The sequence below is a fragment of the Massilia solisilvae genome (assembly GCF_024753215.1).
Classification (GTDB): Bacteria; Pseudomonadota; Gammaproteobacteria; order Burkholderiales; family Burkholderiaceae_D; genus Telluria; species Telluria solisilvae.
The window spans coordinates 106885-124216 of the sequence record NZ_JANUGV010000008.1 but is presented as its reverse complement, the minus strand read 5'-3'; the positions used below and the strand labels follow the sequence as shown (position 1 = coordinate 124216).

Sequence of the window (17332 nt, the reverse complement as noted above, 5' to 3'; positions counted from 1 at the left end):
CGAAATATGATGAAACGACAATTAAAAGGAGGAGAACATGGCACTCGTCTCATGCAGGCAATGCGATTCCGAAGTCTCACCCAAGGCCACCGCGTGTCCAAAGTGCGGCGAGCCCGACCCATCCCGGCAGGGCCGCAACAAAGCGCTGCGCGTACGGTTGTTCGGCCTGGCGATCGCGCTGGCCGCCGGCAGCTACCTGTGGTTGGTGGCCCTGCCCGACGCGACGCAGGGTTTCAAAGACGGGTTGCACGCCACCGCGCCCCAGAGGTAACCGGAAGCTCCCGTAGGGTGGGCGGGTCTCCCGCCCACGCGTTCAGGCGACGCAAGCACTCCGGAGCAGGCGTTCAGGCCACACAAGCGTGCGCTGAACGCGTGGGCAGGAGGACCTGCCCACCCTACCTCGTTCAGTCGAACTTCGAAAAATCGGGCTTGCGCTTCTCGAAGAATGCGGTGAACGCTTCCTTCGCCTCGGCGCCCAGCAGCATTGCCCCGAACTGCTTGTTCTCGACGGCCATGGTGTCGTTGATCGCATCAGTGCGCGGCCGCTTCATCAGCGCCTTGGTGGCGCGGATTGAGGCTGGCGGCAGCGCCACCAGCTTGGCCAGCTGCTGCTGCACGAACGCGGCCAGCTCGCCGGCCGGCAGCACGCGCGTGACCAGGCCCATCTCGAACGCTTCCTGCACCCCGAACGCTTCGCCGAGCAGCAGCTTCTCGGCCGCGCGCGGGTAGCCTGCCAGCTGCGGCAGCAGTATCGACGATGCGAACTCCGGGCAAAGGCCCAGCTGCGAGAACGGCAGCGAGAACTTGGCGTTGTCGGCCGCGTACACCAGGTCGCAGTGCATCAGCATGGTGGTGCCGATGCCCACAGCCGCGCCCGACACGGCCGCCACCACCGGCTTGTTCATGCCCGCCAGCGCGCGCATGAACTGGAACACCGGCCGGTCGATGCCCATCGAGCCGTCTTCCGGCTTCACGTTGTTGAGGAAGTCGTCCAGGTCGTTCCCGGCCGTGAAGATCTCCGGCTTGCCGGTGATGAGCACGGCGCGCACCGCACTGTCCTGGTCGCCGTCCAGCAGCGCGTCGGCCACGGTCTTGTACATGGCGCCGGTGATCGCGTTCTTGCGCTCCGGGCGGTTGAATTCAATGGTCAGGATGCCGTTGGCCTTGGTGGTCAAGATCTCCATGCGGGGTCTCCGATTTCTTATGGGTTGAATGAACGCGTGGGCGGGAGACCCGCCCACCCTACCGAATCGTAGGGTAGGCAGGTCTTCCTGCCCACGCGTTCGCTACAGCTTGATCAGACGCGCTCGATGATACCAGCCGCGCCCATGCCCGCGCCCACGCACATCGTCACCATGCCGTACTTCAGGCTGTTACGGCGCAATGCGTGCACGACGGTCGCGGCGCGGATGGCGCCGGTCGCGCCCAGCGGGTGGCCCAGCGCGATCGCGCCGCCCATCGGGTTGACCTTGCTGGTGTCCAGCCCCAGGTCGCGGATCACGGCCAGCGCCTGCGCGGCAAACGCTTCGTTCAGCTCGATCCAGTCAAGCTGGTCCTGGCTGATGCCGGCCGCGGCGCAGGCCGCCGGAATCGCGAACTTGGGACCGATGCCCATGATCTCCGGCGGCACGCCGCGCACCGCGAACGAAGAGAACTTCGCCAGCGGGGTCAGGTTGTGCTCCTTGAGGATCTTCTCGCTCACCACGATCAGCGCGCCGGCGCCGTCGGACATCTGCGACGAGGTCGCCGCGGTGACCGAACCCTTGGCCGCGAACACCGGCTTGAGCTTGGCCATCGACTCCATGCTGGCGTCGGCGCGCGGGCCTTCGTCCAGCTCCACCATGCGGCGGCTGATCTTGATCTCGCCGCTGGCCAGGTCCGGCTTGCGGTTCACCACTTCGACCGGCGTGATCTCGTCCTTGAAGAGCCCAGCCTGCTGCGCGGCGATGGCGCGGCGGTGCGACTCCAGGCCGAATGCGTCCTGGTCTTCGCGCGACACCTTCCACTGCTCGGCCACCTTCTCGGCGGTCAGGCCCATGCCATAGGCCAGGCCCACGTTGTCGTCCTCGAACACGCGCATGTTGATCGACGGGTGGTGTCCCATCATCGGCACCATCGACATCGATTCCACGCCGCCGGCGATCAGCACGTCGGCCTCGCCCACGCGGATGCGGTCGGCCGCCATCGCCAGCGCGGTGATGCCCGATGCGCAGTAACGGTTGACGGTGACGCCGCCCACGGTCTTGGGCAGGCCGGCCAGCACCACGGCCTGGCGCGCCACGTTGAAGCCCTGCTCGGCCTCGGGGAACGAGCAGCCGACGATGGCGTCGACGATCACGTTCGGGTCCAGGTTCGGCACCTGCGACAGTGCGCCCTGGATCGCGGCCACCAGCAGGTCGTCCGGACGGGTCTTGTTGAACACGCCGCGCGGCGCCTTGCCGATCGGGGTACGGGTCGCTGCGACGATGTATGCGTCTTGAAGTTGTTTGCTCATGTTGGTCGTCCTGTTCTGTTCAGCGTCAGTTGCGCACCGGTTTACCGGTCTGCATCATGCCCATGATGCGTTCCTGGGTCTTCGGATTGGACAGCAGCGCGATGAAGGCGCGGCGCTCCATGTCGAGCAGCCACTGCTCGGACACGTAGCTGCCCTGATCGATGTCGCCGCCGGTCACGATCTCGGCGATGGTGTCGCCAAGGTGGTAGTCATACGCCGAGATGAAACCGCCGTCGCGCATGTTGACCAGTTGACCGCGAATCGTCGCCCAGCCGTAGCGGCCGGTGACCGGAACCGGGCGGCGCAGCGGCGCGCGGTAGCCGGCGTCGAACATCGAACGCGCGGTCGTCTTGGCCACGTGCAGCAGCTCGTAGATGTTAAAGACGATCAGGTCGTCTTCCTTCAGGTAGCCCATTGCCTTGGCTTCCAGCGCCGACTTGGACACGTTGGCCATGGCGGCGTTGGTGAAACCGTTTTTCAGGAACTGCAGGATGTCGTTGCCCTTGGCTTCATTGGCCGCGCGCACCGCGCATTCCTTCAGGCCGCCGCCGGCCGGGACCAGGCCCACGCCCACCTCGACCAGGCCGATGTACGACTCGAGCGCGACGACGCGCTTGGACGCGTGCAGCACCATCTCGCAGCCGCCGCCCAGCGCCAGGCCTGCCACGGCTGCCACCACCGGAATGTTCGCGTACTTCATCGACATGAAGGTGTCCTGCAGCTCGCGCACCAGCGGTTCCATCGCTTTGGCGCCGCCGGTCATGAAGGCCGGCAGGGCCGATTGCAGGTCGGCGCCGGCCGAGAATGCGCCGCCTTCCGCCGAATCGGGCTGCCAGATCACCAGGCCCTTGAAGTTCTGCTCCGCTTCCGCGATCGCGCGCTTCAGGCCCTTGGTGACGCCGTCGCCGATGACGTGCATCTTGGTCTTGCTGGAGAAGATGAGCACATCGTCGCCGGTGTGCCACAGGCGTACCGAGTCATCCTCGAACACGGTGGTGCCGAAGGTCTTCGGATCGTTGCCGCCGCCACCGAGCACCGGCGCGCGGAATTCCTGGCGCTGGTACACGGGCAGGTTCGAGCGCGGCACGTAGGTTTTGCGGCTCGGCGAGTACGAACCTTCGGGCGTGTGGACGCCTTTCTCGGCAACCGGGGCTTCGAACACCCAGGCAGGCAGCGGCGCATTGCACAGCGCCTTGCCCGCGTCGATGTCTTCCTTCACCCACTGGGCGATGGTGTTCCAGCCCGCCGCCTGCCAGGTCTCGAACGGGCCGGTGCTCCAGCCAAAGCCCCAGCGCATCGCAAAGTCGATGTCGCGCGCGTTGTCGGCAATGCTTTCCAGGTGCACGGCGATATAGTGGAAGGCATCGCGGAAGATCGCCCACAGGAATTGCGCCTGCGGGTTGGTCGATTCGCGCATGGCCTTCATCTTCTTGGCCGGGTCCTTCTCCTTCAGGATGCGGCCCACGATGTCGGCCGCCTTGGCGCCGCCCGGCACGTATTCGCCACTGGCGAAGTCCAGGCGCATGATGTCCTTGCCGACCTTCTTGTAGAAACCGGCCTTCGATTTCTGGCCCAGCGCGCCCTTCTCGATCAGCTTGGCCAGCACGTCCGGCGTCTTGTACACGCTGAAGAACGGGTCATCGGCCAGGTTGTCCTGCATGGTCTTGATGACGTGGCCCATCGTGTCCAACCCCACCACGTCGGCGGTGCGGAAGGTGCCCGACTTGGCGCGGCCCAGCTTGGCGCCAGTCAGGTCGTCCACCACGTCCACGGTCAGGCCAAACTTCTCGGCCTCGTGCATCGTGGCCAGCATGCCGAAGATGCCGACGCGGTTGGCGATGAAGTTCGGGGTGTCCTTGGCGCGCACCACGCCCTTGCCCAGGGTGGTGGTCAGGAAGGTCTCGAGCTGGTCGAGGATCTCCGGGCGCGTGGCTGCGGTCGGGATCAGCTCGACCAGGTGCATGTAGCGCGGCGGGTTAAAGAAGTGCACGCCGCAGAAGCGCGCCTTCAGCTCGGCGTCGAAGCCTTCGGACAGCTTCTCGATCGACAGGCCCGAGGTGTTGGTGGCGAAGATCGCGTTCGGGCCGATGTGCGGCGCAACCTTCTTGTACAGGTCGTGCTTCCAGTCCATGCGCTCGGCGATCGCTTCGATGATCAGGTCGCAGCCGGCCAGCACGTCGAGGTTGTCCTCGTAGTTGGCGGCCTGGATCAGGTCGGCGTCATCCTTGTTGCCCAGCGGGGCCGGGCTCAGCTTCTTCAGGTTGTCGATCGCGCGCTGGACGATGCCGTTTTTCTGGCCTTCCTTCGCGGGCAGGTCGAACAGCACCACAGGCACCTTGGCGTTGACGCACTGCGCGGCGATCTGCGCGCCCATCACGCCGGCGCCCAAGACGGCCACTTTCTTGACAATGAAATTAGACATTTTTATTTCCTCAGTGTGGACGTCGTTCCCGCGCAGGCGGGAACCCATAGGACGCAGGCCACAGAGGCGGTCTATGGGTCCCCGCCTGCGCGGGGACGACGGTGGGTCGCGTTTTCGTTAGAACAGTTCTGCGTCGAGCGCCAGCAGGTTCGATGCGCCGGAACGGGCCTGGCGGATCAGCATTGCGGTCTCGGGGTACAGGCGCGCAAAGTAGAAGCGCGCGGTGGCGAGCTTGGCTTCGTAGAAGCGGTCGCCCGAATCTTTCTTCTCCAGCGCGATCTTCGCCATCTGCGCGAAGAAGTAGCTGAACACCAGGTGGCCGGCCACGCGCAGGTAAGGCACGGCGGCGGCGCCCACCTCGTCCTGGTTCTGGAAGGCCTTCATGCCGATTTCCATGGTCAGCTTGGTGACCTTGTCGCCCAGCTCGCCCAGCGGGGTGACGAATTCGCTCATCTCCTCGGACAGGCCATGCTCCTCGACGAAGGACTTGATCTTTTCGCCGAACTTGCGCAGCTTGGCGCCGTTGTCCATCAGGATCTTGCGGCCCAACAGGTCGAGCGACTGCACGGTGTTGGTGCCTTCGTAGATCATGTTGATGCGCGCATCGCGCACGTACTGCTCCATGCCCCACTCGGCGATGTAGCCGTGGCCGCCGTACACCTGCAGTGCCTCGGAGGTCGAGATCCAGGCGTTATCGGTCAGGAAGGCCTTGACGATCGGGGTCAGGAGCGCAACCTCGTCGGCTGCTTCCTTGCGCACTTCTTCGTCCGGGTGATTCAGTTCGCGGTCGATCTGCAGCGCCACGTACGAGGTGAACGCGCGCGCGCCTTCGGCATAGGCCTTGGCGGTCAGCAGCATGCGGCGCACGTCCGGGTGCACGATGATCGGGTCGGCCGGGCGGTCCGGCGCCTTGGGGCCGGACAGGCTGCGCATCTGGATGCGGTCCTTGGCGTACACCAGCGCGTTCTGGTAGGCCACTTCGGTCAGGCCCAGGCCCTGCATACCCACGCCCAGGCGCGCCGCGTTCATGAACACGAACATCGCGTTCAGGCCCTTGTTCGGCTGGCCGATCAGCCAGCCTTTGGCGCCGTCCAGGTTCATCTGGCAGGTGGCGTTGCCGTGGATGCCCATCTTCTCTTCGATCGCACCGCAGGCGATGGCGTTGCGCTCGCCCGGATTGCCGCTCGCGTCCGGAAGGAACTTGGGCACCAGGAACAGCGAGATGCCCTTCGACCCGGTGGGTGCGTCCGGCAGGCGCGCCAGCACCAGGTGGATGATGTTGGCGGACATGTCATGCTCGCCGGCCGAGATGAAGATCTTGGATCCGGTGATGCTGTAGGAGCCGTCCCCCTGCGGCTCGGCCTTGGAGCGCAACAGGCCCAGGTCGGTGCCGCAGTGTGCTTCGGTCAGGCACATGGTGCCGGTCCACTCGCCCGATGCCAGCTTGGGCAGGTACACGGTTTTCTGCTCATCGGTGCCATGCTCCTTCAGGCACTCGTAGGCGCCGTGCGACAGGCCCGGGTACATCGACCATGCCTGGTTGGACGAGTTGAGCATCTCGTAGAACGAGTTGTTCAGCGAGACCGGCAGGCCCTGGCCGCCGTACTCGGCATCGCACGCCAGCGCGGCCCAGCCGCCTTCGACATACTGTTTATACGCTTGCTTGAAACCCTTCGGCGTGGTGACCGTCTTGGTCTCCTTGTCGTAGTGGCAGCCTTCGCGGTCGCCGCTGTGGTTCAGCGGGAACAGCACCTCCTGCGTGAACTTCGCGCCCTCTTCCAGCACCTGGTTGATGATGTCGGCGTCGATCTCCTGGTAGCGCGGCAGGTTCTTGAATTCCTCGGTGACGTTGAGGAGTTCATGCAGCACAAACTGCATGTCCCGGATTGGCGCGACGTACTGACCCATGTTGTTCTCCTGACTGAAGTTATATGTATTGATGTGGCGTGGGCGATGCTCAGGCTTGCTGGCCCGGTTGGTTGTCGGTGCTGCGGTAGTTTTCGATCAGCCGCTCGAAGCCGCGGCGCGCCCGATCGACCGCGCCCGGGATGCGCAGGAAGCGCGCATCGTGGTGCAGGGCGAGGATCAGGCCGTACATCTCGAACACCATCTGCTGGGCGTCGGTGTCGCTCTTGAGGTGGCCGCTGTCGATCGCCTGCTGCACGCAGCGCAGCAGCGCGTTCTGCCAGGCCTGCACCATCGAGACCAGCTGCTCGCGGATCGGGCCCGGACGGTCGTCGTACTCGACCGCGCCGCTGATGTAGATGCAGCCGGAGGCGATTTCGACGGACACGCGCTTGACCCAGCGTTCGAACATCGCGACCAGGCGCGGCATGCCGCGCGGCTCGCTGATGCTGGGGTAGAACACTTCCTGCTCGAAGCGGTGGTGGTACAGCCGTATCACCTCCATCTGCAGGTCTTCACGCGAGCCGAAGTGCGCGAACACGCCGGATTTACTCATGTTCATCCGGTCGGCCAGCACGCCGATGGTCAGCCCTTCAAGGCCGTCGCGGCTGGCAAGCTGAAGCGCCTCGTCCAGGATGGCCGCCCGCGTCATTTCGCCCTTGCGCATGAATTTTGTCGAAGTGTTAATAATAGTACCCCAAGAACGATCGAAAAAAATCCGAACGCTCGTACTATTATCTACCGGCGGTGAAATGTCAAACGGGAACTTAGAGGTGCGGTTCTATTGATGAGATGCAAAGAGAGTGCGAGCTTTTCGCTTCCAGTGTAGCGGGTGCCGGACTGGCAAGAAAGTGATATCCGCATGGTAACATCGCGGGCTGGAGGAACGTCATGACCAAACAACGTTTTACTGCCCTGCTGTGCACACTGGCCCTGGCAGGCTGCGCCTCGACCACGGTCAAGAAGGCCGAGGCGGAATTCAAGGAGAGCCAGCTCGCCTATGGCGCGGTCGTGGCCGTCCGGCCGCTCGCCGCCGCAGACCTCAGTGCACAGTGCCGTCAGGCGCGCAGCGACCTGGAAGCGGTATGCCGCCAACCGGCCGATTATGAACAGGCGAGCGTCGCCATCTTGCACAGCAGCCGGCTGGTCGCGGGATGGGCGGTCGTTCCCAAGAGCTGGCACGTGCAATACCGCTCGATCGTGCAGCTGGACCCGAAGCACACGCCGGTGGCGACACGGCTCGCGGCCGCCGAGCCGCGTAGTGGCTGCCGGTGGACCGGCTACGAGCTCGATAAGCTGACCGGGAAGGATCGCCTGGCGCTGGTGAGCGGCTTTGCGCAAGGCCTGTTGGTCCTCCCGGCCGTGATGGTCGCGGCGGACGATTCGCTTCACGAGGGCGGCGTCGACTGCGAGGGCTGGTCGTACAGGAAGCTGCTCCACTACTAGGCACGCACCGTAGCTCAGTAATCGTACACGTGCTCGACCTTCACGCCTGACTCGTCGGCACGCAGCAGAAACGACGACAGGCCCGAGACCGGCAGCACGAGCGCCACGCGCCGCTTGCCGGGCATGGTCAGCAAGGGCTGCTCGAACAGCACGCGCGCCCCGCCTGAGGGCACGGGCTGGTCCGCGTTGAGCCAGACCGTGACCAGGATGTCGCCCGTATTCCCCGCGATATCCTGCAAGGTGGCGCCTGCCCTGGCCAGCTCGGTGGCCGCGATCCGGAACCCGTAGTAGCGCGGCAGGTCCAGTACCGCGCGGCCATCCTCCACGCCGCGCACCAGCTTGACGTCGCGCGGCAGTTGCGACGGCGCGCGGTCGACCACCACCTGGGTTGTCAGCAGCGCGGGATCGTATGCGGCGCGCGTGGCCAGCTCGATCAGCTTGCCGTACACCGCCTTGACCGCGTACTCGCTCGTCAACGCATAGCGCCGCTCCCATTTGCGGATCATGTTGGGCCCCAGCGCCGGCGTCGTCGCCCACAGTCCCTTCAGTCGTGCGGTGAAATCGAACAGGTACCACGGCTCCTTGCGGATGAAATCCACGTATTCCTGGGCCGCCCGCGCGCCATAGCGGTCTTCGGCCGTGAGCTCACCGTCCGACACGCTCCAGCTCAGGCGACCGATGGTGTTCTCGTAGGCCGAGCGCAGCGCGTACTCCACCGTGGTGCTGCCCGCGATCACCATGATCATGACGTGGTAGCCGAGGTTGGACGGGTAATGGCGGCGCAGCTGTTCGCCGGTGACGCTGGCGTAGCTCGACCAGATCTGGCGCGCGTGCCCGATGAACGGGAAGTCATGGGCGGGATGCGCGGCGACCCAGGCGGCGTACTCGGCCGGGCTGTGCACCAGGAACCATTCCGGATAGGTGAGGAAAGTCTGTTCGACGCCGCGCCGCTGGTTTGGGGCGACAGGGCTGTCGGCCGCGAACGCGCTTGCGGCGCACAGGAGCACGGCGACCAACAACGCAAGGAATCGGGTCTTCATGCCAGCACGGTGTTGCGGGTGAATGCCATCAGCAGGTTGTCCGACGGATCGCCTTGCTGCAGCAGGCGCGCGCCGGTGTGGGTGAAGCCGGCGGCCTCGATCTTCCTGATCCAGTTGTCCGCGCTGTCGAAGTGGCGCAGCTCCGTCGCATTGGTTTCCCAGCTCTCGCCCAGTCCCGCATTGAACACGCAATGGGCGAGCGAGACGAAGTCGTGCATCTGCGCGCTGGTCACGTCGTGGTCCCGCACCACGAAATAGCCGCCTGGCCGCAGCACCTGCGCAATCGAGCGCAGGAACGGCACGAGTCGTTCCGGCTTCATGTGGTGCAGGCCGATGAAGCAGGAAACCAGGTCTGCGCTTTCCGGTGGCAGCGCCAGCGGCGCGTAGTCATCCAGCGGAACGAACTTGCCCACCTTGCGCAGCGCGCCACGCTCGGCGATGTCGGCCGGCGAATTGGTCGGCGCCTTGTCGTGGACCAGCGTGACAGGCCCCGACAGGTTCAGGCGCTTTCTCAGCGCGCCGACATAGCGGCCGGTGGAACCGATTTCGACATAGCCGCGCAGCGCGCGGGTGCCGATCAGCTGTGCGGTCTGACCACCGATTTCCCTCTTCTGCACGGCCAGGGCGGGAAGCGCATAGCGCAGCAACGACAAGGGCGGCGTAATGGAAGGCAGGCGCGCCTGGATGTCGCGGTAGATCTGTTCGTCGTCCGCCCCATTCGCAACCGCGTCCTTGATGAGGGCGTGGAAACGGTCCTCCGGGTACAGGTGGAAGATGTTCTGCAAAAAGGCGTAGAAGCGGTCGGCGTAGCGGGCGTTTCCATATACGGACCGGAACAGCGATGGCTGATCGTCCACGGGTTCGGCAATGGTCGGCATATAGTATTTGTCCCACAATGCGCCGCGCAGGCGGTAGCTTGGATCGAGTTCTCTTTTCAGCGCAAAGAGCTGTTCGGCACCCGGATAGGCACGCCGGAACTGCTCGTCGGTGCCGTGCAGTTGGTAAGGCAGGTAATACGTGCCGCCGCAGTCGATGACGGCATCGATCAGCTCCCGGGTCCAGACCGCAACGCGTTCTTTGGCGCTGTTGCGGGTGCGCTGCTTGTAGTACAGGACGAAGGCGAATGTTTCGCCGCGCGCCCAGGCCAGCAGCGTGCCTGGATCGGCCAGCGCGTGCCTGATCGAGATGTTGATGATGTTGGCCTTGTGGCGGCCCAGGATCTCGCCCATGCGCGGCACGAAATCCATCAGGCGCTCGCACGGGACGAAGTACTCCTGCAGCACGTAGGTACGCATGCTGCGCCCCATGGGCTCGAGCTCGGCCACGTCGTAGCCTGCCTCGTAGTTGCGCCAGTGGACCTTGTTGCGCAAAAAGAGCAGCGGGTCGATCAGGTATTCGCGCCGCAGCTTGCCGAACGGCGTTTCCGAAATCGCCCACAGGAAGTACTTCTCCAGCGCGTACAGCCGGCGCAGCGGCTGCAGGCGCGCGCTGGTGGTGGCCGGCCGCTCGGTACGGCGCCAGGTGACGGCGCGCGCCGAGGTGTAATGCGGCGGATACAGGTCGGCATTATGGAAAATCGCATCCGGATCGTCGCGTACCTGCGCCTTGAACCAGGCGAGATAGTCCCCAGTCGCCATCTTTCGATTGCTGCGTTCCACGCGCACGTTCTCGACCAGCTCGAGTTCGACCTCCGAGATGATGCCGATCGCGCCGTAGCCCCCGATGGCCGCGTAAAACAGCTGCTGGTTCTCGCTGGGGCTGGCGTGCTTCGCCGTCCCGTCCGCCAGCACCAGCAGGATCGTCCGCACCGACAGCACGACCGGCCCAAGCCCCATGTAGCGCCCGTGCGCGTTCACCGACAATGCGCCGCCGACCGTGAAGTTGGCGTAGGTCTGCATGATCTTCACCGCCAGGCCGTGCGGATCGACCAGCCGCTGGATGTCGCACCACCGGATGCCCGCCTGCACGCGGATCTTGCGAAGATGCGGATCGAAAGCCAGCACGGCATTCATCTGGCGCAGGTCCAGGTGCAAGCTGCCGGGTGACGCGGTATGGCCGCCCATGCTGAAGTGGCCGCCGCCGATCGAAATGGGCAGGCTCGTATTCCTCAACACATCCTGCAATTCGCAGGTCGAGCGCGGCGTGGCAATAGCCAGCACGTCGATGCGGTTGAGCTGTGTGACATCGTTGACGGTTGCCATGGCCGTTACCTCGCGATATCCACCTGGAGGTAATCCTCGCGCACCGCCGGGTTGTCCCCGTATGCGTTGGTGCCAGCCTCGCCCCGGCGCAGGAGCTGCCATGCAAGCCAGGCCGGACCGATCACCGGAAAGAGCAGCGCCAGCAGCCACCAGCCAGACACGCCACAGTCATGCAGGCGCTGGACCGAGACAGCCGCCGCGCACCAGACGAACACGAAGGCGACCAGCGCGGCGCCGGCGCTTGCGAACGCCCATTCGGCAAGCATGCCGAACGCGGTGCAGAACAGCGTCAACGCGAGCAAGCGCGCGAGCCACGTTGCGCGCGAAATCCGGCCGAAGCGAACGGTATAGGCAGTAAGTAGTTGCATAAGTATCAACAGGTTGGCGCGATACTAGCACCTGTTAATACTCAGAAATACCTATCAGTTTTGGTAGTGTCCGGGACCGTCGCTGGCCGCCCCTTGCCGGCACCTGGGCGGGCCGGGCGGCCCGCCATGTCAGTTACCGGCGCGGTCGATCGCCCTGCGGTCGCGCTTGGTCGGGCGGCCCTTGATCGAGCTGCCCGGCTCCGGGAACAGGCGCCGCGCTTCCTTGTCGCGCTCGCGCCGCACGATGCTCTCCTCCGTTTCGCTGTACAGGGCGCGGGCCACCGTGGCCGAGCCGCGCACGCCGGAAACGCGCAGCACCACCACCTCCCATCGGTCCGAGCCGTTGTCCACGAAAATCTTGTCGTTCACCTTGACGGCGCGCGCCGGCTTGACCGGCTCGCCGCCGATCTTGACCCGGCCGCGGTCCACGGCATCGGCCGCCAGCGAGCGGGTCTTGAAAAAACGGGCCGCCCACAGCCATTTGTCGATACGTACGTTGTCTTCCATTTCCTGTTACCTGATCCTTACGCGTAGCCGACCGAGAACAGCCGCATCGCGAGCTTGTACAAGCGGTACGCCAGGCCGTAGCTGGTGCGGCGCAGCCAGCCGAGCTGGCGCATGTCTTCCAGCGCGACCGGCACGCCATCCAGTATGCCGCGCTCCACGTGGCGGCGCACGGTGGCCGCGAACACCGGGTCGCGCACCACCACGTTGGCCTCCTGGTTCACGAACAGCGACAGGCCGTCGCAGTTGCTCGACCCCACCGTGGCCCAGTCCTCGTCCACCACCGCCACCTTGCCGTGCAGCTGCGTCTTGCGATACTCGTAGATCTTCACGCCGGCGGCAAGCAGCTTCGGGTAGTACGAGTGCGCGACCATGTCCTGCAGGCGGAATTCGCCCACGCCGATCAACAGCCGCACGTCCACCCCGCGTCCGGCCGCCTGGGCCAGCGCCTCGCGCAGCTTGCGCCCCGGCGCAAAGTAGGGATTGGCGACCAGCGCGCTGCGCCGCGCACGGCCCAGCGCCTGCAGGTAGGCGCGCTGGATCGTGCGCCGGTTGCGCAGGTTGTCGCGCACCACGAATGCGGCCTGCATCGGCTGATCGCCCAGCCCCGGCGGCTGCCTGCGCATCTCGCGGAACAGTCCCAGCCGGCGCACGATGTTCATGTGGCCAACGCGCGCCCACTGGCCTTGCGCTTCGCGGTGGATCTGCGCCACCAGCGGCCCCCTCACCTCGACCGCGAAATCCCAGCGCGGTGCCGGCAGCGCCTTGTGCGGGTCGTAGTCGCAGACCCAGTCGTCGTTGACGTTGATGCCGCCCACGAATGCCACTTCGCGGTCGACCACCACGATCTTGCGGTGGCTGCGCGTGATCCCGCGGCGGAACCACGGGTTGAAGATCCGGTAGTGCACGCCGCCTTCGTGCAAGGCTTCGCCCAGGCGGTTGGCCACGCGATGCCCGGTGCCAAACCAGTCCACGACCACGCGCACCTTCACGCCGCGTTGGGCGGCCCGGATCAGCGCGGCCTTGACCTCGTCGCCCATCTTGTCCTCGGCCCAGATGTAGGTTTCGAACAGGATGTCGTAGCGCGCCGCGTCCACTGCGGCAAGCAGCGCAGGGAAGAAAGCGGTGCCGCTTTCCAGGAGGGTGACGTCGTTCGCGGCTACATACGTCAGCGAGCGCATGCGCTTACGCCAACTCGAGGTTGGCCAGGATCGGTGCGTGGTCCGACAGGCGCGCCCACAGCGTCCCGTGCATCACTTCGGCGTTCTCCACCTTGAAGCCGCGCACGTAGATGCGGTCGAGGCGGAACCACGGCAGCGCGGCCGGAAAGGTGCGCGCCGGCCGGAGCGGCGCCTGCCGCCCCGCCAGGTTGCGCACCAGGTCGCCCAGCGCGGTGCGCGGGCCGAGCTCGTCGAACACCTCGGTCACGCCAAGCGCGTGGCGCAGCCGGTCCGACAGTGTGTTGCGCCAGTCGTTGAAGTCGCCCGCGATGATCACCGGCTGGCCGTGAGGCGCCGATTCGTTGACCGCATCGATCAGCGCCTCGCTCTGGCGCCCGCGGCTGCCCTCGAACAGGCCCAGGTGCACCACATAGCAATGGACCGTGCCGGACGGGGTGTCCAGGCGGCAGTGCAGGATGCCGCGCTGCTCGTAGGCGTGGTCGGAGATGTCGGTATTGACGCTGTTTTCGATCCGGAACTTGCTCAGCAGCGCGTTGCCGTGGTGACCGTGGTCGTACACGGCGTTCATGCCGTAGGCCGAGTGGTGCGACTCGCCGGCAAAAAATTCGTGCTGCGCGGCCTCGGGCCAGGCGTGGTGGTGGTCCAGGTCTTCACTGCCGTAGCGGGCCTGGTAGCGGTCGTGGCGGCCCTGTACTTCCTGCAGGAAAACGATGTCGGCGTGAAATTGGGCGATCGCCTTCTTCAGCGCCAGCACCCGCGGCCGGCTGCGCAGCGCCGATACGCCCTTGTGGATGTTATAAGTCGCGACACGAATTTTCATGCGAACATTCTAACCCCATCAGTCAGTGTCGGACGGGAACATCGGGCAATCGTGCGTGACTGCGGGGAGTGTCCGCTGAAAGAACCCGCAACCTAAAGACCGTCATCCCGGCGCAGGCGGGGATGACGGTTTTCCGTGTAACGAGATGGTTGGCCGCCCCTCAGCGCGTGGGGTAGTGCCGGGGCAGTTGCAAGATGGCTTCGGCGTTGGACGACGAAAAGCAGCGATCGGCCGCCTCGAGGTACGGCAGCCAGGCGTACTGGAGGTGTTCGCGCGGGCTCAGGATAACGGGGATGTCGCGCGGCACGCATACGGAGAACACGTGCTCAGTGTTGTGGGTGACGCCAGGCGCATAGCGGTGGCGCCAGGTCTGGTAGATCTCGTACACGTTCGACAGGTGCCAGTCGTGCAGCCGGATCGTGTCGCCATCGGCCACGATGCCGGTTTCCTCGAACAGCTCGCGCGTGGCGGTCTCAAGGAGCGGCTCGTCGAGACGGTCCAGAGAGCCGGTCACCGACTGCCAGAAACCGGGCTTGTCGGCACGCTCGATCAGCAGCACTTCGAGGTCCGAAGTGTGGATCACAACGAGGACGGATTCCGGAATCTTGTGCAAGGCTATTTTGCCGCGATGGGCGGCGAAGTGCGATCACCGTGACCGAGCAGCAGGTGTTCGACGCTGATATCCTCGTCGAGCCCGTCCCAGTGCAGGCCGGTACCACCGCCACTGATCACGTGACGGCAGCGCTGCTCTGGCGTGGCAGCGAGCAGGCGCGGGAAGTAGGCAAGAGGAATGCCCAAGGTGCGCCCATCAACCAGGTGGACCCACATCGTGTCCTCATCAAATGTCAATTTCCGGGCAAGCGGCTTACTCATGAAAATGATCCTTCCATGCCTTGGCAAACGCATCCTTGTTGTCGCGTGCGACCCGCACCAACTCGCGCAACTCCTTTGCAGACATCCCAAACGAGTCGGCCACCATCACATCCGGCTCAAGCCAGATCTTTGCGGTGGCCGTGCCCTTGCGAACATGGATATGCAATGGCTCGCGCGGGACACCTTCATTCGAAAAGAAGAAGAACGTGTACCCGCGCTAGCGTAGCACTACCGGCATATCCGGCAGGACTGGTTACGCGACCTTCGGCTCGGCGTTGCGCAGGCGGATGTGCAGCTCGCGCAGCTGCTTCTCGTCCACTTCCGACGGCGCGTTGGTCAGCAGGCACTGGGCGCGCTGGGTTTTCGGGAACGCGATCACGTCGCGGATCGACTCGGAGCCGGTCATCAGCGTGATCAGGCGGTCCAGGCCGAACGCCAGGCCACCGTGCGGCGGCGCGCCGTACTGCAGCGCGTCGAGCAGGAAGCCGAACTTGGCCTGCGCTTCTTCGGCGCCGATCTTCAGCGCGCGGAACACCTTGCTCTGCACTTCCTCGCGGTGGATACGGATCGAGCCGCCACCCAGTTCCCAGCCGTTCAGGACCATGTCGTAGGCCTTGGCGATGCAGGCGCCCGGGTTGGTCTCGAGCATGTCCTCGTGGCCGTCCTTCGGCGCGGTGAACGGGTGGTGGGTCGCGGTCCAGCGATTGTCTTCCTCGTCGTACTCGAACATCGGGAAGTCGATCACCCACAGCGGCGCCCAGATGTCGTCGAACAGGCCGGCCTTCTTGCCGAACTCGGAGTGGCCGATCTTCACGCGCAGCGCGCCGATCGCGTCGTTGACCACCTTGGCCTTGTCCGCGCCGAAGAAGATCAGGTCGCCGTCTGCGGCGCCCGTCAGCTCCAGCACCTTGGCCAGCGCTTCATCGGACAGGTTCTTCACGATCGGCGATTGCAGGCCGTCGCGGCCCTTGGCCTTCTCGTTGACCTTGATATAAGCCAGGCCCTTGGCGCCGTAGATGGCGACGAACTGGGTGTAGGCGTCGATCTCCGAACGCGGCATCGAGCCGCCCTGCGGCACGCGCAGGCCGACCACGCGTCCGCCGGCCATGTTGGCGGCGCTGTTGAAGACCTTGAACTCGACGGTCTTCATCACGTCGGTCAGTTCCGTGAATTCCAGCTTGACGCGCATGTCCGGCTTGTCCGAGCCGTACTTGCCCATCGCGGTGGCGTAGTCCATCACCGGGAACGGGTTCGGCAGGTCGATGCCGCGGGTGGTCTTGAAGACGTGGCGCATCATGTCTTCGAACAGGTCGCGGATCTCCTGCTCGGTCAGGAACGAGGTCTCGCAGTCGATCTGGGTGAATTCCGGCTGGCGGTCGGCGCGCAGGTCTTCGTCGCGGAAGCACTTGGTGATCTGGTAGTAGCGGTCGAAGCCCGACACCATCAGCATCTGCTTGAACAGCTGCGGCGACTGCGGCAGCGCGAAGAAGTGGCCGGCGTTCACGCGCGACGGCACCAGGTAGTCGCGCGCGCCTTCCGGGGTCGACTTGGTCAGCATCGGCGTTTCGATGTCCACGAAACCGAGCGCGTCCAGGTAGTTACGCACGGCCATCGACACCTTGTAGCGCAGGCGCAGGTTGTCCTGCATCTGCTGGCGTCGCAGGTCGAGCACGCGATGGGTCAGGCGGGTGGTCTCGGACAGGTTGTCGTCGTCCAGCTGGAACGGCACCGGCACCGATGCGTTGAGCACTTCCAGCCCGGTTGCCACGACTTCGATCTTGCCCGACTTGAGGTTCGGGTTGACGGTGCCCTCCAGGCGCGGGTTGACGGTACCGGTCACGCGCAGGCAGTACTCGTTGCGGACATGCTCGGCAACCTTGAACACCTCGGCGTTGTCCGGGTGGCAGACCACCTGCACAATGCCTTCACGGTCGCGCAGGTCGATGAAGATCACCCCGCCGTGGTCGCGGCGGCGGTGCACCCAGCCGCACAGGCTGACGGTTTGGCCCAGCAGTTCTTCGGTGACGAGGCCGCAGTAGTTGGTACGCATGGAGGACATATTTTTCTCTATTCCAGGT

General features: G+C 65.1%; 16 protein-coding genes and 1 pseudogene. 2 read left to right on the top strand and 15 right to left on the bottom strand.

The features are described 5' to 3' along the window. The first annotated feature begins 37 nt into the window (after window positions 1–37). Window positions 38–271: a hypothetical protein gene (locus NX773_RS21425; protein WP_258858294.1), complete on the top strand. Its 234-nt coding sequence runs from the start codon at window positions 38–40 to the stop codon at window positions 269–271. Window positions 272–404: 133 nt separating this feature from the next. On the opposite strand, the gene NX773_RS21420 is transcribed toward NX773_RS21425, so the two are convergent. From NX773_RS21420 to NX773_RS21400, 5 genes are all read right to left on the bottom strand, one after another. After that, complete coding sequence (locus tag NX773_RS21420) at window positions 405–1184, bottom strand: enoyl-CoA hydratase (protein WP_258858293.1); 780 nt, start codon at window positions 1182–1184, stop codon at window positions 405–407. 113 nt (window positions 1185–1297) lie between these two features. Beyond that, a complete protein-coding gene (locus NX773_RS21415) occupies window positions 1298–2494 on the bottom strand; it encodes an acetyl-CoA C-acyltransferase (RefSeq protein ID WP_258858292.1) in 1197 nt (398 codons plus the stop codon). Window positions 2495–2519: 25 nt separating this feature from the next. Next, the gene (locus NX773_RS21410) at window positions 2520–4916 is read right to left on the bottom strand and encodes a 3-hydroxyacyl-CoA dehydrogenase/enoyl-CoA hydratase family protein (protein WP_258858291.1); all 2397 of its coding nucleotides are present in this window, start codon (window positions 4914–4916) and stop codon (window positions 2520–2522) included. 117 nt (window positions 4917–5033) lie between these two features. Beyond that, a complete protein-coding gene (locus NX773_RS21405; protein WP_258858290.1) occupies window positions 5034–6824 on the bottom strand; it encodes an acyl-CoA dehydrogenase C-terminal domain-containing protein in 1791 nt (596 codons plus the stop codon). 49 nt (window positions 6825–6873) lie between these two features. Then, window positions 6874–7488, bottom strand: coding sequence for a TetR/AcrR family transcriptional regulator (locus tag NX773_RS21400; RefSeq protein ID WP_258858289.1), 615 nt, complete (start codon window positions 7486–7488; stop codon window positions 6874–6876). 224 nt (window positions 7489–7712) lie between these two features. Here NX773_RS21400 and NX773_RS21395 point away from each other — a divergent pair, with 224 nt between their 5' ends. Next, window positions 7713–8267, top strand: a complete 555-nt coding sequence (locus NX773_RS21395; protein ID WP_258858288.1) for a hypothetical protein — start codon at window positions 7713–7715, stop codon at window positions 8265–8267. Between the two features lie 14 nt (window positions 8268–8281). Here the strand turns inward: NX773_RS21395 and NX773_RS21390 are convergent, their stop codons facing one another. The 10 genes and pseudogenes from NX773_RS21390 to aspS form a co-directional block, all read right to left on the bottom strand. Continuing rightward, window positions 8282–9307, bottom strand: a complete 1026-nt coding sequence (locus NX773_RS21390; protein ID WP_258858287.1) for a hypothetical protein — start codon at window positions 9305–9307, stop codon at window positions 8282–8284. Beyond that, window positions 9304–11508 (bottom strand): FAD-binding protein, encoded by a 2205-nt coding sequence (locus NX773_RS21385; protein ID WP_258858286.1) that lies wholly within the window; start codon window positions 11506–11508, stop codon window positions 9304–9306. Before NX773_RS21385 ends, NX773_RS21390 begins: the two co-directional genes overlap by 4 nt. A 5-nt stretch (window positions 11509–11513) precedes the next feature. Beyond that, window positions 11514–11876, bottom strand: coding sequence for a DUF805 domain-containing protein (locus tag NX773_RS21380; protein ID WP_258858285.1), 363 nt, complete (start codon window positions 11874–11876; stop codon window positions 11514–11516). A gap of 129 nt (window positions 11877–12005) precedes the next feature. After that, window positions 12006–12383 (bottom strand): RNA-binding S4 domain-containing protein, encoded by a 378-nt coding sequence (locus NX773_RS21375; RefSeq protein ID WP_258858284.1) that lies wholly within the window; start codon window positions 12381–12383, stop codon window positions 12006–12008. 17 nt (window positions 12384–12400) lie between these two features. Next, entirely contained in the window at window positions 12401–13561 is a 1161-nt protein-coding gene (gene clsB / locus NX773_RS21370; RefSeq protein WP_258858283.1) for a cardiolipin synthase ClsB, read from the bottom strand. 4 nt (window positions 13562–13565) lie between these two features. Next, window positions 13566–14381 (bottom strand): endonuclease/exonuclease/phosphatase family protein, encoded by an 816-nt coding sequence (locus NX773_RS21365; protein ID WP_258858282.1) that lies wholly within the window; start codon window positions 14379–14381, stop codon window positions 13566–13568. Between the two features lie 160 nt (window positions 14382–14541). Beyond that, window positions 14542–14994: a dihydroneopterin triphosphate diphosphatase gene (nudB, locus tag NX773_RS21360; RefSeq protein ID WP_307728742.1), complete on the bottom strand. Its 453-nt coding sequence runs from the start codon at window positions 14992–14994 to the stop codon at window positions 14542–14544. A gap of 2 nt (window positions 14995–14996) precedes the next feature. After that, window positions 14997–15254 carry a DUF2442 domain-containing protein gene (locus NX773_RS21355; protein WP_258858281.1) on the bottom strand — a complete coding sequence of 86 codons (258 nt, stop codon included), beginning with the start codon at window positions 15252–15254 and terminating at the stop codon, window positions 14997–14999. Beyond that, a pseudogene (locus NX773_RS21350) lies at window positions 15247–15456 on the bottom strand (DUF4160 domain-containing protein); the annotation flags it as partial. The gene NX773_RS21355 and the pseudogene NX773_RS21350, both read right to left, overlap by 8 nt. A gap of 51 nt (window positions 15457–15507) precedes the next feature. Beyond that, the gene (gene aspS / locus NX773_RS21345) at window positions 15508–17304 is read right to left on the bottom strand and encodes an aspartate--tRNA ligase (protein ID WP_258858333.1); all 1797 of its coding nucleotides are present in this window, start codon (window positions 17302–17304) and stop codon (window positions 15508–15510) included. Window positions 17305–17332 lie beyond the last annotated feature (28 nt).

Bases quoted from the DNA above. Each gene is read 5' to 3' on its own strand.
- NX773_RS21425 (WP_258858294.1), top strand. From the start codon at position 38: ATGGCACTCGTCTCATGCAGGCAATGCGATTCCGAAGTCTCACCCAAG.
- NX773_RS21420 (WP_258858293.1), bottom strand. From the start codon at position 1,184: ATGGAGATCTTGACCACCAAGGCCAACGGCATCCTGACCATTGAATTC.
- NX773_RS21415 (WP_258858292.1), bottom strand. From the start codon at position 2,494: ATGAGCAAACAACTTCAAGACGCATACATCGTCGCAGCGACCCGTACC.
- NX773_RS21410 (WP_258858291.1), bottom strand. From the start codon at position 4,916: ATGTCTAATTTCATTGTCAAGAAAGTGGCCGTCTTGGGCGCCGGCGTG.
- NX773_RS21405 (WP_258858290.1), bottom strand. From the start codon at position 6,824: ATGGGTCAGTACGTCGCGCCAATCCGGGACATGCAGTTTGTGCTGCAT.
- NX773_RS21400 (WP_258858289.1), bottom strand. From the start codon at position 7,488: ATGCGCAAGGGCGAAATGACGCGGGCGGCCATCCTGGACGAGGCGCTT.
- NX773_RS21395 (WP_258858288.1), top strand. From the start codon at position 7,713: ATGACCAAACAACGTTTTACTGCCCTGCTGTGCACACTGGCCCTGGCA.
- NX773_RS21390 (WP_258858287.1), bottom strand. From the start codon at position 9,307: ATGAAGACCCGATTCCTTGCGTTGTTGGTCGCCGTGCTCCTGTGCGCC.
- NX773_RS21385 (WP_258858286.1), bottom strand. From the start codon at position 11,508: ATGGCAACCGTCAACGATGTCACACAGCTCAACCGCATCGACGTGCTG.
- NX773_RS21380 (WP_258858285.1), bottom strand. From the start codon at position 11,876: ATGCAACTACTTACTGCCTATACCGTTCGCTTCGGCCGGATTTCGCGC.
- NX773_RS21375 (WP_258858284.1), bottom strand. From the start codon at position 12,383: ATGGAAGACAACGTACGTATCGACAAATGGCTGTGGGCGGCCCGTTTT.
- clsB (WP_258858283.1), bottom strand. From the start codon at position 13,561: ATGCGCTCGCTGACGTATGTAGCCGCGAACGACGTCACCCTCCTGGAA.
- NX773_RS21365 (WP_258858282.1), bottom strand. From the start codon at position 14,381: ATGAAAATTCGTGTCGCGACTTATAACATCCACAAGGGCGTATCGGCG.
- NX773_RS21355 (WP_258858281.1), bottom strand. From the start codon at position 15,254: ATGAGTAAGCCGCTTGCCCGGAAATTGACATTTGATGAGGACACGATG.
- aspS (WP_258858333.1), bottom strand. From the start codon at position 17,304: ATGCGTACCAACTACTGCGGCCTCGTCACCGAAGAACTGCTGGGCCAA.